General features: G+C 60.2%; 8 protein-coding genes. 1 reads left to right on the forward strand and 7 read right to left on the reverse strand.

Annotation, left to right across the window (positions count from 1 at the left end):
* Positions 1-3: 3 nt before the first annotated feature.
* Positions 4-1,023: an arginine/ornithine succinyltransferase subunit alpha gene (aruF, locus tag ACK6BI_RS11230; protein ID WP_065261780.1), complete on the reverse strand. Its 1,020-nt coding sequence runs from the start codon at positions 1,021-1,023 to the stop codon at positions 4-6.
* Between the two features lie 201 nt (positions 1,024-1,224).
* A complete protein-coding gene (locus tag ACK6BI_RS11235; RefSeq protein ID WP_409317114.1) occupies positions 1,225-2,445 on the reverse strand; it encodes an aspartate aminotransferase family protein in 1,221 nt (406 codons plus the stop codon).
* Positions 2,446-2,749: 304 nt separating this feature from the next.
* Between ACK6BI_RS11235 and ACK6BI_RS11240 the strand changes: the two genes are divergently transcribed.
* Entirely contained in the window at positions 2,750-10,480 is a 7,731-nt protein-coding gene (locus ACK6BI_RS11240; RefSeq protein WP_409317115.1) for a dermonecrotic toxin domain-containing protein, read from the forward strand.
* Between the two features lie 50 nt (positions 10,481-10,530).
* Here the strand turns inward: ACK6BI_RS11240 and argR are convergent, their stop codons facing one another.
* The 5 genes from argR to ACK6BI_RS11265 form a co-directional block, all read right to left on the reverse strand.
* The gene (gene argR / locus ACK6BI_RS11245; protein ID WP_409317116.1) at positions 10,531-11,511 is read right to left on the reverse strand and encodes a transcriptional regulator ArgR; all 981 of its coding nucleotides are present in this window, start codon (positions 11,509-11,511) and stop codon (positions 10,531-10,533) included.
* A 244-nt stretch (positions 11,512-11,755) separates the two neighbouring features.
* Complete coding sequence (locus tag ACK6BI_RS11250) at positions 11,756-12,520, reverse strand: ABC transporter ATP-binding protein (protein WP_003227281.1); 765 nt, start codon at positions 12,518-12,520, stop codon at positions 11,756-11,758.
* 23 nt (positions 12,521-12,543) lie between these two features.
* Positions 12,544-13,656, reverse strand: coding sequence for a succinylglutamate desuccinylase/aspartoacylase family protein (locus ACK6BI_RS11255; protein ID WP_409317117.1), 1,113 nt, complete (start codon positions 13,654-13,656; stop codon positions 12,544-12,546).
* Between the two features lies 1 nt (position 13,657).
* On the reverse strand, positions 13,658-14,356 hold the full coding sequence (locus ACK6BI_RS11260) for an ABC transporter permease (RefSeq protein WP_260520630.1): 699 nt from the start codon (positions 14,354-14,356) through the stop codon (positions 13,658-13,660).
* On the reverse strand, positions 14,353-15,042 hold the full coding sequence (locus ACK6BI_RS11265) for an ABC transporter permease (protein WP_065261785.1): 690 nt from the start codon (positions 15,040-15,042) through the stop codon (positions 14,353-14,355). Before ACK6BI_RS11265 ends, ACK6BI_RS11260 begins: the two co-directional genes overlap by 4 nt.
* Between the last annotated feature and the right edge of the window lie 77 nt (positions 15,043-15,119).

Genomic DNA, 15,119 nt, shown 5'->3' on the forward strand with positions numbered 1-15,119 from the left:
GCGTTAAACCGCCACCAGGCGCACGCTGGCACCTTCACCGACGCCCAGGGCTTCGGCCGCTTCCAGATCCAGGGTCACCGGTTTGCCCGGTGCGTAATCCAGCTCCAGCAATACCGCGCGGTAATCCTGCAACTGGGCATTGGCCACCAGATACTGGCGACCGGCACCCTTGACCGGCTCGCCGATCTTCACCGGCACCACACGGCTCTGGGCGATCGAACGGATCCCCGAAACGCGCGCATGCAGGGTCGGACCGCCGTCGAAAATGTCGATGTAGTGATCGGTCTCGAAGCCTTCGCGCATCAGGATGTCGAAGGTGATCTGCGCACGCGGGTGCACCTGACCCATCGCTTCCTGAGCGGAGTCCGGCAGCAACGGCACGTAGATCGGGTAATGCGGCATCAGCTCGGCGAGGAAGGTACGGCTTTTCAGACCGCACAGACGTTCAGCCTCGGCGTAGTTCAGATCGAAGAAGTTGCGACCGATGGCATCCCAGAATGGCGAGTCGCCGTTTTCATCGCTGTAGCCAACGATCTCGGTCACCACCGAATCGGCGAAACGTTCCGGATGACTGGCGACGAACAGCAGTCGACCACGGGAGTTGAGCTCCGCCCAGGGCGAACCGACCAGATCCCGCTGCACGTAGAAACTGGTCAGGAGGCTGTTGCCGGTCAGGTCGTGGCATTGCGAGAGCACGTGAATCTTGTTGTGGATCTTCAGCTCGCGGGAAGCGTGCACGAAGGTCTCGTTGCGAAAGCTGTAGAACGGCTCGGAGTAACCGGCCGAAGCGACGATCGCCGAACAGCCCACCAGTTTGCCGGTGGCGGTGTCCTCAAGGACGAAGAAGTAACTCTCCTCACCGTTGAAGCTCACTTCGGCGGCAAACGAGGCTTCGCTCGCCGCGATCTTGTCGCTCAGGCGCTCAACGTCATCCGGCAAGGAAGTGACACCGATCGGACTGTCCGCAGCCAGACGCTGTACCTCGCCCAGATCAGCCATTTGCGCAGGGCGCATCACCAGCATGGTGTCACTCCTTTCTCTCATAAACTCACAGAAAAAACGCCGGACACCGTGGGAGCGAGCCTGCTCGCGAAAGCAGTCTATCCGTCAGCAAAAATGTTGACTGACACGCCCTCTTCGCGAGCAGGCTCGCTCCCACAATGGAACTCGCCCGGCATCAAAATTGGGTTCGGCGCCTGAAAGTACCGGGCGCCGAAGGGTCTTTCAGGCTTGAGTCAGCTTGGCCACGGCGCGCTCGAAGCGGTCCAGGCCCGCGTCGATATCCGCGTTTTCAATCACCAGGCTCGGGGCGAAGCGAATGACGTCCGGACCGGCCTGCAGGATCATCAGGCCTTCTTTTTCGGCGGCGTTGAAAATGTCCTTGGCCTTGCCTTTCCAGGCATCGCTCAGCACGCAACCGATCAGCAGACCCAGACCGCGCACCTGGGTGAACAGGCCGGACTTTTCACCGATCTGTTGCAGGCGGGTCTTGAATTTGTCGTGCCTGGCGTTGACGCCGTTCAGCACTTCAGGGGTGTTGATCACATCGATCACCGCTTCAGCCACGGCGCATGCCAGCGGGTTGCCGCCGTAGGTAGTACCGTGAGTACCGACGACCAGATGTTTGGCCAGCGCTTCGGTGGTCAGCATCGCAGCAATCGGGAAACCGCCGCCCAGGCTCTTGGCGCTGGTCAGGATGTCCGGAACCACGCCGAAATGCTGGTAGGCGAACAGATTGCCGGTGCGGCCCATGCCGGTCTGCACTTCGTCGAACACCAGCAGCGCGTTGTGTGCGTCGCACAGTTCACGGGCGCCTTGCAGGTAAGCCTGCTCGGCCGGCAGCACACCGCCCTCACCCTGGATCGGTTCCAGAACGATCGCGCAGGTCTTGTCCGAAACAGCGGCTTTCAGGGCCGCCAGGTCGTTGTACGGGACGTGGGTGATGCCGGTGATTTTCGGGCCGAAACCGTCGGAGTACTTCGACTGGCCACCCACGTTCACGGTGAACAGGGTACGACCGTGGAAGCTGTTGAGCGCGGCGATGATTTCGTATTTTTCGCTGCCGAAACGGTCGAATGCGACACGACGGGCCAGCTTGAAGGCGGCCTCGTTGGCTTCGGCGCCGGAGTTGCAGAAGAACACGCGCTCGGCAAAGGTAGCGTCGATCAGCTTGTGAGCCAGACGCAGCGCCGGCTCGTTGGTGAACACGTTGGACACGTGCCACAGCTTGTTCGCCTGTTCGGTCAGCGCACCGACCAGCGCCGGATGCGCGTGGCCCAATACGTTGACGGCGATGCCGCCGGCAAAGTCGATCAGCTCGCGGCCGGCCTGATCCCAGACGCGGGAACCGGCGCCACGCACCGGAATGAAAGCGGCAGGCGCGTAGTTGGGAACCATAACCTGGTCGAAATCGGCGCGTTGTACCGCAGCGTGCTCAACGGACATCGGAGTCTCCTGATGAGGGCCACCCGCCTGAAACTGGCGAGCGATGGTGGGATTGTAAGGACAGTTTTCTGCCCGGCCTTGTCGCCAAGCGACAACTTCTTATAGCGCAAACCCCGGATTTTCCCGGGTTTACGGCAATGCGACATATAGCGTCGCAAAGGCGCAGTTTAAACCGTCGCCGACAATTGCAGCAGGCCTGTGAGCATATCAATTGGCAGGCGCTGGTCTGTCATACCTATGTACCGCATCCGCCGCAGCGTTCTCTGGTCTGCTGACGGCTTCCCGACGTACATGGACAGACCCGATGCAGGCATCCACCGGACAAATTGCAGCCCACACACCGCTCAATCCCCCCGAACACTACGAACCCCTCAGAAATGCCTTCCCCGAATGGCTCGGCAAGGCTTCGGCCGCCCGACGCCAGGCCTTGAAACACAACCGCCGCCCACTCACCGGCGCCCTCAAGCAAGCATCGAAGGCACAGCATGAGGAACTCAGAGCCCTGATCGGCCGACGCATGAGTGCACAGAACAGGCTCGACCAGACACTGGAGCCGCTAAAGGATGCCGCCACCTACGCCGAGCCGATCCTGACCGAGGCACTCAAGAGCCGATTCAGTCTCGACCTGGATGTCAGGAATACCTTCCTTCACCTCTACATCCCGGTGAAAGCACGCGGGTTCCCGATAACCACCGGCAACCGGACCTGGACGGTGTCGCTGCTCGATGCTGCGCTGCACAACTTCGACGAAGACGAAACCGAATCCGATGCTTACTCCAGCGAATCGACTTTCATTACCAGACCCGGTCCGTCGGGCCGGTTCGAAAACCTGCCGCAGATCAAGGCGCAAATCGGTATCGCAGCGTTCACCAGACTGTGCCGGGAACTGGACATCGGCGCCCGCTACAAAAAGTTTCTGGAAGAAAATCTGGGCCTCAACGACCCGGTCGCCGGTTCGGCACTGCGCCTGCATATCGACGCCAGCGAAAAGACTGCGATGCAGACCGCCCTGCAAATGGCGCGAATGAATGGCGATGTGAGCGAGCTGTACGCACGCTTGATCGGCGGTTTGCTCGACGGTTTGCAAGGCATGCGTGTCGAAGGCCAGCCGCTGCTTTGTCATGACCTGGCCATGATGTCGTCGAAGCTGACCGGCATCGTTCTGTTCGCACCGGATCCGCAGCAGGCCCGCACCCCGGTCAGGGTGGTGGCCTATGTACCGGATGATCCCGAGCATCCGGTCAAGGAATACGCCTCGACGGCAGACTTGATGCGCGAGCTGACACGTCAGCTGCGCAACCCGGAGTATCAGAAATTTTTCAGCCGCTTCGTGGCCCATGACCAGCGCGGGCACTTCTTCGCCGACCTCGGGCAACGCCTGAGCCGGGTGAAATGGCACATCTCTGAACCCGGCAGCTCATTGCCGGCATGGCGGGATACCCCCATCGACACCCCCGATCTGCAATTCGCCGCCACACCCATCGAAGGCCCGTTGCTGGATCACCTTTATGAGCGAAAACTGGACAAAATCCTGAATGACGCTGCAACGATCGCAGTCCCGACCGCCACGGTCGATCGCAACGCACGCTGGGCGATGTGGGATTCCTTCACCCGGATCGCCTCTTCGATTCTCGAATTCGCCTCGTTCGTACTGATGCCCTTCGTGCCCTTTCTGGGCGAAATGATGATGGCGTACATGGCCTATCAATTTCTCGACGAAGTATTCGAGGGTGTCGTTGACTGGGCCGAAGGACTGAGCACCGAAGTGGCCGAACACATGTTCGGCGCACTGGAGTCGCTGATCCAGCTCGGAGCCTTCGGCATCGGCGGTACCATCGCCATCAAGGAGCTGCCAAAAATATTGCCGGCCGAGCTGGTTTCACTGATTGACCGATTCCAGCCCGTGACATTGCGCAACGGCAAGACGCTGTACTGGAAGCCCGACCTGCGACCGTACGCGCGACAGGTTCAACCCGCCCATGGCGTCGTGACCGAGCCGTCAGGACTGCTCTTGCACCAGGGCAAAAAACTGCTCCCCATTGACCAGGCCCATTACGAAGTCAGTGCTCACGAACATCCCGGCAAGCTGTATATCGAGCATCCGACCCGTGACGATGCCTACCGCCCCATCGTGCGTCATAACCATGAAGGCGCCTTTCACACCGAGCTTGAGCAACCGCTCGAATGGGACGCCGCCACTGCGTTGCAACGCTTGGGAAACAGCATCGAATCGTTCTCCCCCGCCAGACGCGAGCGGATCCTCAAGGTCAGCGGCTGTCCGGAAGATGCGTTGCGCAAAATGCACGTCGAGCAGGAACGCGTGCCACCGCTGCTGGCTGACAGCATCCAGCGCTTCAGGATCGATCAGCAGCTGCAAGACTTCATTGAACGGATCGCCAGCGACAGGCCCGAGGATTACCTGAAGGCGGACCCACTGCTCCAGCTCGAGCTTCTCAAGAGTCAGAAACTGTGGCCGGACACCCGAAGACTGTGCTTCATCGACGAACAAGGTGAGATCGTCTGGCAGTCCTCCGACAATCAACAGCTCCCGTTGACAGCGATTCGTCAGGACAGGCTTTCCGAGGACGACTTGCTCAAGACATTGCTGCACACCCTCAGCGAACCGGAAATCAACACACTGCTGGAAGAGGAATTCGGCGAGAGGCTGGCCCTCGAGGCGCGCACCCGCAAGCTGAGGAGCAGACTCGCACAGATCGCCCGCCAGCATCGCACCTCACTTTTCGAGGTGCGCTATCAGGCACTCCAGCATCGCGACGAGGCCATGGTCAGACAGGCGACCCTGCACGAACCGCAACTGCCCGCCAGAATCACCGAAGAACTGCTGCACACGGCCACCGGCACGGAGCTTGTGGAAATCAGCAGAGGGCACTGGCCTGAACGGCAACGGCTTCTGGCAGCGCACGCCAGGCAGGAACTGCGCATCACCCGCGCCTATGAAGGACTGGAACTTGACTCGGTGCGCAATCCCGATTCCGACACCCTGGCGTTGCACAGTCTTCAACTGTTGCCGGGGTGGTCCGCGGATGTGCGGCTGGAAGTCCGCGCGCAATCCCGAGAGGGCCGCGCACTCGACAGCACCGGCCCCATGGAGGCGTCGATCCGGAAAGTGCTGACGCTCGGAGCCGACAATCTATGGCAGCCTTTTGATGAACAGGGATTGGAGCTGTCCGGCCCCACCGACTTCTACACGGCCGTCCTGCAAGCCCTGCCGGACGCACAGCGGCAGGCGTTGAACCTGCAGATCGGCGAAGGAGAAAAACTCAGGCAAGCCATCCGCGACAACCCGCTGGCCCGCACCGAACTCAGACTGGCAATTCTGCCCGATCCGGTACCGCCTCCCGTCGTGGATAACTTGAGATTGCTGGGCACTGATGGCTATTCACGCAACCCGCCTGCCAGCCAGCGAATGCCCCGTACACTGGCGAACCGGATCAGGCAGGTCTATCCGAGAATATCCGAAGCGGAACAGGCCACCCTGGCCAGACGACTCGAGGGCCATCCAAATGGTGCGATCGCCGAGCTGTCGCGCCTTCAACTTGAATACGCTCAACTCGATAGCGACCTCAATCACTGGATGCTCGAGTTTCCGGAAATCAACCCGGCGGACGGCAACCGACTGTCGACCGAACAACGAATGGCCGCCATCCGTGATCGACAGACATTCGCCCACGCATTGCGCAGATGCTGGCGGCGGGAAATGCGAGCTCCCCACGGCTACCAGATGCGCTTTTCACAACCGGTGGTGGGCGATTTGCCGGCTCTCACGGCGGACTTCAGCCACGTTGGCGATCTGGAACTGATCGGCAGTGGCGCATCGGCTGCGCTGAACACCTTTCTCGAACGTTTTTCAGGGCTGGTCCGTTTGGATTTGCGTGATTTCGACCTGCACAGACTGCCGCCGCGCCTGACAGGACTCACGGAGCTGAAGCAACTGACGTTGCACAGTTGCGGCATCATCCTTACCCCGCCGAACCAGGCACTGCTGTTTTCCCTCAACGGGCTGATCGCGCTGGACCTGGAAGGTAATCCGTTGGGCACGCTGTTCGATGTCAGTTTCCTGCCGAACCTGACGCATCTGAATCTGTCCAGCACGGGAATCTCCGATATTCCGCCCGGTCTGCTGAATCATCCCCGACTCATCAGCGCCTGGCTCACCGACAACCAGATCACCACACTGCCTGATTCATTGTTCGAACGGGGAGCGTCCGCCACAGCGGGCTTCGATTTTTTAGGCAATCCACTTTCCGTTGCCACACGTGAAAAAGTGAAGGTCTATTTCAGACGGACCGGCAGCGACCTGGGCGTACGTCCCGAGCAAGCGGATATCAACCGGGTCAAGGCAATGTTCACCGACCTGAACGATCGTCAATCCAGCGAACTGATCTACGAGTTGCCCGGTTCCCTGGCGCAAGGCCGCCTGCAGCTGGATCGCTGGGAGAACGAACTGGCCCGACTGACCACCGACCTGGCCGCCTGGGCCCGGGGCACACCGAACCGCAATCCGCTCACGGGCGAGCTGCTGCCGCCCAACGAACACTTCAACCAGTTCTACGAGCGAGAGATATTTGCCGGAAGGATCGAGCGGCTTTGGCGCCACCGATCGACCGCACAGCCACTGACAAGAGCGGACGTGTTCTCGGCACAGGCTTCGTTCATCGGTGACATGCCTGCCCTGTCGGCCGATTTCAGTCATATCACGGCGCTGTCCCTGAACGGAAACAAGCAAATACAGGCCACCGCACCGTTCCTCAAGAGCTTTCCCCGACTGAAGCGCCTGATCCTCCACGACTTCACCCTGGATCGGTTGCCGGAAACACTCACCAGCCTGCCTGAGCTGAATACGCTGCTGCTCAATAACTGTGGCGTTGAACTCACCGGCGAACTACAAGCCGCACTGGCAGAGATGCGTGAACTCGAATCCCTTGAGCTGCCGAACAACGTTCTGGGTCGCGCCCCCGATGTCAGCAGCCTGACCGGACTGCATTACCTGGATCTGTCTCATACCGGTATCAGCGATGTACCGGCAGGTTTGTCCGCTCACCCGACATTGCGAACAGCCATTGTCAGTGACAATCAGATCCGAGAGCTGCCCGAAACCTTGTTTGAAATGCCCGCATCGGCCAGCGAAGGATTCGACTTTTCCGGCAATCCACTGACCCTCGACACACGTGAAAGGATCAAACGCTACAGCCGTGAAACCGGGCTGGATTTCGGGGTGCTTGCCGAACAGGCAGACATCGATGCCACCCAGGCGCTGTTCCCAACTCTGGACAGTGAGGAAGCCAGCGATGTCTTCTATGGCTTGCCGGGTGACCTGGCGCATGGCCGGTCGCAGCTCAGGCACTGGAAAGCGGAGATCGAACAGCTCTCGGCGGACCTTGAACAATGGAAAACGGCCGTTCCCCGGATCCACCCTCTCGAGGCTCGACCGCTGGCTCCGCCACAATTATTTGCCGAATACGCGGCCAGGACAGTCTTTGCCGATCATATGCAAGCATTGTGGCGAGCCCGACTGCCGGACAACCCCAGACAGCGTGGAGACTCGCTGGTTGCCAGCCTTGCGTTCATCGGTGAACTTCCCACCCTGAGCACAGATTTCAGCCATATTCGCGAAATATCACTGACAGGCAACGCAGCACTGAGCGGCATCGACGCGTTTCTTCAACCTTTTTCAACGTTGCGTCATCTGGAATTGCACGACTTCGGTCTCGAGCGAAACCCGCTGACCTTCCTGCGCACGCCTCCACTCGAACGTTTGGTGCTGGAAAACTGCCGATTGACACTGACACCCGAGAGCCGAACCAACCTGGCCTCCCTGAGCAACCTTCAATACCTGAATCTGAGTGCAAACCCGCTGGGGACACCACCCGGACTCGAAACGCTTCCGGCCCTGACACAACTGCGCCTGATCGATGGCGGGATATCGAGCTTGCCCGACGGTCTGTTCGATCATCCCCGTCTTGTTGTCGCCCACTTCGATCGCAACCGGCTCCGCGAACTGCCCGAGATCCTCTTCGATATCCCTGGCCGCACGCCCAGGCAGTTCAGTTTTGCCGACAATCCACTGTCAGTTGCCACACGCGAACGCATCAAGTCGTGCTATCGGCAGTTCAGGCAGAGCTTCGGCATTTCGATGCCCCCCGAAGACATCGATCGTCTCCGTGCGCTGTTCCCGTCCCTGGACAAGGATGACGCCGATCGAGTGCTGTATCTGCTTCCGGGATCCCTCGAAGACGGTCGGCTACAGATCCGACGCTGGGAGACCGAGCTGCGGCAACTTGAAGGTGACCTTGAACAATGGGAGACCGATATCCCTGAACGATACCCTGCCAGTGACATTCTCCTGACCGAGAGCGACCGAAATATCGAGCGGGCCAGTCGCATGATGTTCAGACTGGAGATCGAATCGTTCTGGCGCGAAAGATCTGCGGAAAGTCCTGAATCGAGAACCGCCGCTCTCGGTCTGAATCCGCAATTCATCGGTGACCTGCCCGCCTTGCGAGCAGACTTCGCACATGTCACGACACTGTCGATCACCGGCAATCCTCAGTTGCGGGCCGACACGGGTTTTCTGCGCGGATTCACCGGGCTCGACTCCCTTGAGTTACGGGATCTGGCACTGGTAGAAATTCCGCCAGCACTGAGGGAAATGCCGGATATGCAGCAACTGGTGTTGAGCAACTGCCAGATCGTGCTGGATGACGAAGGGATTGCAACGCTTTCGTCACTGAAAGATCTGGTGAGGCTCGATCTTTACAACAACCCGCTGGGCCGGTCATTCGATCTGCGCACGCTGCCAAATCTTGAATTCCTCGACCTCGCGAACACCGGGATCTCGGCATTGCCTCCAGGCTTGCTGGATCCGCCCTGGCTCGAAACAGCCATTCTCAGCGGCAATCGCCTGACTGAGCTCCCCCCGGAAATCTTCAATCTGCCCGCTGCGGCCAGCAAAGGCTTTGACTTCAACAACAATCCCTTCGGTGCCGCCACCCGAGAGCAGATAAAGGCTTACTACCACAGAACCGGGGAAGACCTTGGCGTTTTGGCCGAGCCAGCAGACATCGCACGCGCCCGCACACTTTATCCTGCGCTCAACGACGAACAGGCCAGCGCCTTCATTTATCGGCTCGACGGCACACTGAACGACGGGCGGGTCGAACTGGCCCGTCGGGAGGCTGAACTCGTCAGATTGCTGGGAGATCTGGCAACCTGGGAAGCCGACATACCCGACCATCACCCGACCGGCCTCCCCCTCACACTCGAAGAGCGCCTGCTGGAGGAACAGAACAGGTCAACGTTCAAGGAGGCATTGTTGACTTGCTGGCGCAAAACACCGGTGGAGGGGGCGGACGCGCGTGAACACCACTTCGTTTTCAGACTACCGATCCGTGGTGAATTGCCGACGCTGAGTGCCGACTTCGGCCACGTTTCGGACCTGCATCTGGTCAGCACCAGTGATTATTCACCAAGGATCGGCCGATTCCTCGATGCGTTTCGCAATCTTGAAAGCGTTGATATACAAGGCTATGAACTGAACCATATCCCCGAGGCCATCTTCCAGATGAGACGACTCAACACGTTGAGCCTGCCGGCATGCGATCTCACGCTGTCGCCGCGCGATGTGGCGGGACTGGCCACACTGGACAACCTTGATCTGCTGCATCTGCACGACAACCCGCTCGGGCTGACGCCTGACCTCACCAATCTCCGAGGGCTTACGGATCTCGATCTGAGCACCACCGGCATTCGTGAAATCCCGAAAGGCGTGCTCGAAAACTTCAACTGGATGGAGGTGGATCTGTCAGGCAATGAAATCAGTGAAATGCCTGACGAACTGATGGAGGTGCCTGCCTACGTCGGTGATCGCTATGACTTTCGCGGCAATCCCTTCTCCGCGCGGGCCATGCAGCGAATTCGCGCTTACTACCAGGAAACGGGGATGACACTGAACGTTGACGGCGTGCTGGAACATCCGACGATGCCGACTCGCCCCAGTGTCGAGATGGAAGATTGAACAGAGCCTGAAACAACAGCGCCATGATCTATGGCGCTGTGACTCAAGGATCAGCCGCGCTCCGGTGGCACCGACGACAACTCGAACGGGCTGCTGCTGCGCCGCTGGTTGCGGTCTTCCCGCGGCGTGGCACCGAAGAAGTTTCGATAGGCGCTGGAGAAATGCGGCCCTGAAGAGAAACCGCAGGACAGGCCGATCTGGATGATCGACTTGCTGGTCTGCATCAACATTTGCCGCGCCTTGTTCAGACGCAGCTCCAGGTAGTACTGGCTCGGCACGCGGTTGAGGTATTGCTTGAAGATCCGCTCCAGCTGACGTCGGGACACGCACACATGCTGGGCGATTTCGTCGGTGGTCAACGGCTCTTCGATGTTGGCCTCCATCAGCAGCACGGCCTGCGTCAGCTTCGGATGGCTGGAGCCCAGTCGGTTCTGCAACGGAATGCGCTGCCGCTCGCCGCCTTCGCGGATGCGCTCGACCACCAGCTCTTCGGAAACCGCACCGGCCAGTTCCGCACCGTGATCACGGGCCAGGACGGCCAACAACAGATCGAGCACCGACATGCCGCCGCACGCGGTCAGGCGATCGCGATCCCAGTCGAACAAATGGCTGGTGGCGATGACTTTCGGGAAGCGCTCGGCGAAGTCGTCCTGCCAGCGCCAGTGCACGGCAGCGCGGTAACCGTCGAGCAGACCGAGTTGCGCCAGTGGATACACACCGGCCGACAGACCGCCGATCACGCAACCGGTGCGTACCAGTTGCTTGAGTGCGCTGCTGAGGGCTGGCGCCAGGGTAGCCGGCGGCTCATCGGCAAGCAGGAACAGTTTCTGGAAGTTTTCGAGCTTGCCGGCCCAGGGCTCACCGGGCAGTTGCCACTCACCTTCGAGCGGCGGTTCGGCCTGCAGGAACGAGAGTTCGTAAACCACCTCCGGATGCACACGCTGGGCAACACGCAAGGCCTCCTCTGCCAGCGCCAAAGTCAGAGCTTTAGTGCTGGGCCAAATCAGGAAACCAATTCGATGGGCAGTCATGGTGGGCGATCCGAAACGAAAAACGGTGATGAAGGCAAGGGCCAATGCTAGCCCGAAAATGAACACAAATCCTGAAACCGGTGCGGATCCCTTGTGGGAGCGAGCCTGCTCGCGAAAGCGGTGTGTCAGCCGGCATCATTGCTTCTGAACCACCGTAATCGCGAGCAGGCTCGCTCCCACAGAGGAAATGGATCCGCCCCTCAGGTCATGCAGCATGACCTGATTGGGTGCATAACGGGAACGATTACTTGAGGCTGCCCGAGAGGAACTGCTGCAAACGTTCCGATTGCGGATTGACCAGCACTTCACGCGGGTTGCCGCTTTCTTCCACGACGCCTTTGTGCAGGAACACCAGTTGGTTCGACACTTCACGGGCGAAGCCCATTTCGTGGGTCACCACCACCATGGTGCGGCCTTCCTGAGCCAGGGCCTGCATGACTTTCAATACGTCGCCGACCAGTTCCGGGTCGAGGGCCGAAGTCGGTTCGTCGAACAGCATCACTTCCGGTTCCATCGCCAGCGCACGGGCAATCGCTACACGCTGCTGCTCACCACCGGACATGTGGCCCGGGAACGCGTCTTTACGATGGGCCACGCCGACCTTGTTCAGGTAGTGCTCGGCTTTCTCGCGGGCTTCGGCCTTGGACACGCCCAGTACGTGAACCGGCGCTTCCATGATGTTTTCCAGCGCGGTCATGTGCGACCACAGATTGAAATGCTGAAACACCATCGACAGGCGCGAACGCATGCGTTGCAGCTGCTTCGGGTCAGCGGCTTTCAGCGCGCCGTCCTTGTTGGCAACCAGTTTCAGCTCTTCGTTGTTGAGCAGGATCTTGCCTGCGTGCGGCTGCTCGAGCAGGTTGATGCAGCGCAGGAAAGTACTTTTGCCGGAGCCACTGGAGCCGATGATGCTGATCACATCGCCGGCGGCCGCTTTCAGGGAAACGCCCTTGAGCACTTCGTGACTGCCATAGCGTTTATGCAGGTCTTGGACTTCAAGTTTGTACATGCGGTCGGTTCTCACAAAAACAGTCAGTCGTTGAGCAAAGGGCCGTCGCGCAGCGCATCGCGCCCCGCCACTTTGGCCAGCCAGAAACCGGGTTGGGCGTAACGCAGCCGCTCAATGGCAAACAGCACCCCGGACGTACCAGCACACACCGTGCTGACCCGATCCGACAGCGGATCGATCACTTCGAAAATCTTGTCACCGGCTTCAACCCACTCGCCGGGCCTGCGCAGAAAACTCACCACGCCCGGATGCGGCGGCAGAAGCAATTCCGTGCCTTCGAACGGCATGCCTTCGCACGGTTCGCGCCCGGCGCTCGGCCACTCGCCACGGATCAGCCCTTGCTCGGCAAGGAATGCCAGAATCCCTTCGGCCCAGGCTTCAGCCTGCGCGGGTGTGGTATCAGCCTGACCGCCGAGTTCAACGGTGGTCGCCAGGCACGCCAGCGGAATCTGCGCATCCGGGAACAGACGCGACAGACGCAGCCATGGCAGCGAACAGGCTTCGTCGAACGAGCTGCCACCGGAATCTTCCGCCAGCAGGCCGACTTTCACATCCAGATGCGCGGCAAGGGAACGCCACTGCGGCCAGTGCTGCGGCAACGCATACATGTGCAGCGCGGCTTCGCAGTCGCAATGCAGATCCAGCACCACGTCAGCGGTGGCGGCATGTTGCAGCAGGATGCGCTGCATGCCTTGCAACTGGCTGCTCGCCTCGGGCAATGCGGCCAGATGATCGGCCATCGCCTGACGGATCAGACGGATATTGGCATGGGGATCATCACCGAGCAGCCCTTGAACCTTCGCCGCCACCGGCGCGCTGAGTTCGACGAAATCACGGTTGAAATTCTTGCCGCTGCCGGCCTCGAAACGGCCCTGATGATTGCCTTGCAGCAACTGGCCAAGACCCAGCGGGTTGGCCACCGGCACCAGCTCGATGATGCCATTGAGCAGGCCTTTGGCTTCGAGTTCGCCGAGGCGTTTTTTCAGTTCCCAGGCGGTGCGCATGCCGGGCAGCTCGTCAGCGTGGAGGCTGGCCTGAATGTAGGCCTTGCGCTCACCGCTACCGTAGCGGAACACCGAAATCCGGCGCTCGCTGCCCAGATGGCTCCACGGCAGAACGTGGTCGATGCGTTCCATATCAGTGCTTCCTCGGGGCCAGGTAGCTCAGCCAGCGACGCTCGGCCAGCTTGAACAGGCGCACCAGAATGAAGGTCAGGCACAGGTAGAACACGCCGGCAGTGATGTACGCCTCGAACGGCAGGTAGAACTGCGCGTTGACGGTACGGGCCGCACCGGTGATGTCGATCAGGGTCACGATGGACGCCAGACTGGTGGTCTGCAGCATCATGATCACTTCGTTGCTGTACTGCGGCAGCGCCCGGCGCAGGGCCGACGGCAGCAGGATGCGCTTGTACATCATGACGCGCGACATGCCCATGGCCTTGGCCGCTTCGATCTCGCCGTTCGGCGTGGCCTTCAGGCTGCCGGCGATGATTTCGGCGGTGTAGGCGCTGGTGTTGATCGCGAACGCCAGGCACGCACAGAACGTGGCGCTGGACAGCCATGGCCAGAGGAAGCTTTCACGTACGGTTTCGAACTGCGCCAGACCGTAGTAGATCAGGAACAGCTGCACCAGCATCGGCGTGCCACGAATCACGTAGGTGTAAAGCCACGCCACACCGTTGACCACGGCATTCTTGGACACGCGCATCAACCCCAGGGGGAGCGCCGCCAGCAGACCGAAGAACAGCGACAATGCAAGCAACTTGAGGGTGGTGACCAGACCGCCGAGGTACAGCGGCAGAGCCTCCCAAATGACGTTGTAGTCGAAGATCATAGATCAGCCGCCCTTACGCCTACCGAGTAGCGCTTCTCAAGGTGACGCAGCGCCAGCAACGAGACACTGGTGATCACCAGGTACATCGCCGCCACTGCGAGGAAGAAGGTGAAAGGCTCGCGGGTGGCGTCGGCCGCCTGCTTGGCCTTGAACATCATGTCTTGCAGACCGACCACGGAAATCAGCGCGGTGGCCTTGGTCAACACCAGCCAGTTGTTGGTGAAGCCCGGAATCGCCAGACGGATCATCTGCGGCACCAGCACCCGGAAAAACACCTGGAAGCTGCTCATGCCGTAGGCCATGCCCGCTTCGGCCTGACCCTTGGGGATCGCCATGAAGGCGCCACGGAAGGTTTCCGACAGGTACGCACCGAAGATGAAACCAAGGGTGCCGATACCGGCGGCCAGCGGGTTCAGGTCGATGTACTCGTCATAGCCCAGCATCGGGGCGACACGGTTGAGCAGGTCCTGACCGCCGTAGAAGATCAGCAGGATCAGCACCAGATCGGGAATTCCGCGAATCACCGTGGAATACAGATCGCCCAGCCAGGCCAGCCAGCGCACTGGCGACAGGCGCAACGCGACGCCGATCAGCCCGAGAACGATGGCCAGGGCCATGGACGACAAGGCGAGCTGAAGCGTCAGCCAAGCGCCATCGAGGATGACAGCCCCGTAGCCTTTCAACATGATTCAGGTCCTCGAAAGTTGGGATGAAAAAATGGCGCAAACCGCAGAGATCCTGTTGCTTGCGCCATTTCGGACGG

Source organism: Pseudomonas sp. KCJK9016, assembly GCF_046231795.1.
GTDB classification, from domain to species: domain Bacteria; phylum Pseudomonadota; class Gammaproteobacteria; order Pseudomonadales; family Pseudomonadaceae; genus Aquipseudomonas; species Aquipseudomonas bananamidigenes.

Bases quoted from the DNA above. Each gene is read 5' to 3' on its own strand.
- aruF (WP_065261780.1), bottom strand. From the start codon at position 1,023: ATGCTGGTGATGCGCCCTGCGCAAATGGCTGATCTGGGCGAGGTACAG.
- ACK6BI_RS11235 (WP_409317114.1), bottom strand. From the start codon at position 2,445: ATGTCCGTTGAGCACGCTGCGGTACAACGCGCCGATTTCGACCAGGTT.
- ACK6BI_RS11240 (WP_409317115.1), top strand. From the start codon at position 2,750: ATGCAGGCATCCACCGGACAAATTGCAGCCCACACACCGCTCAATCCC.
- argR (WP_409317116.1), bottom strand. From the start codon at position 11,511: ATGACTGCCCATCGAATTGGTTTCCTGATTTGGCCCAGCACTAAAGCT.
- ACK6BI_RS11250 (WP_003227281.1), bottom strand. From the start codon at position 12,520: ATGTACAAACTTGAAGTCCAAGACCTGCATAAACGCTATGGCAGTCAC.
- ACK6BI_RS11255 (WP_409317117.1), bottom strand. From the start codon at position 13,656: ATGGAACGCATCGACCACGTTCTGCCGTGGAGCCATCTGGGCAGCGAG.
- ACK6BI_RS11260 (WP_260520630.1), bottom strand. From the start codon at position 14,356: ATGATCTTCGACTACAACGTCATTTGGGAGGCTCTGCCGCTGTACCTC.
- ACK6BI_RS11265 (WP_065261785.1), bottom strand. From the start codon at position 15,042: ATGTTGAAAGGCTACGGGGCTGTCATCCTCGATGGCGCTTGGCTGACG.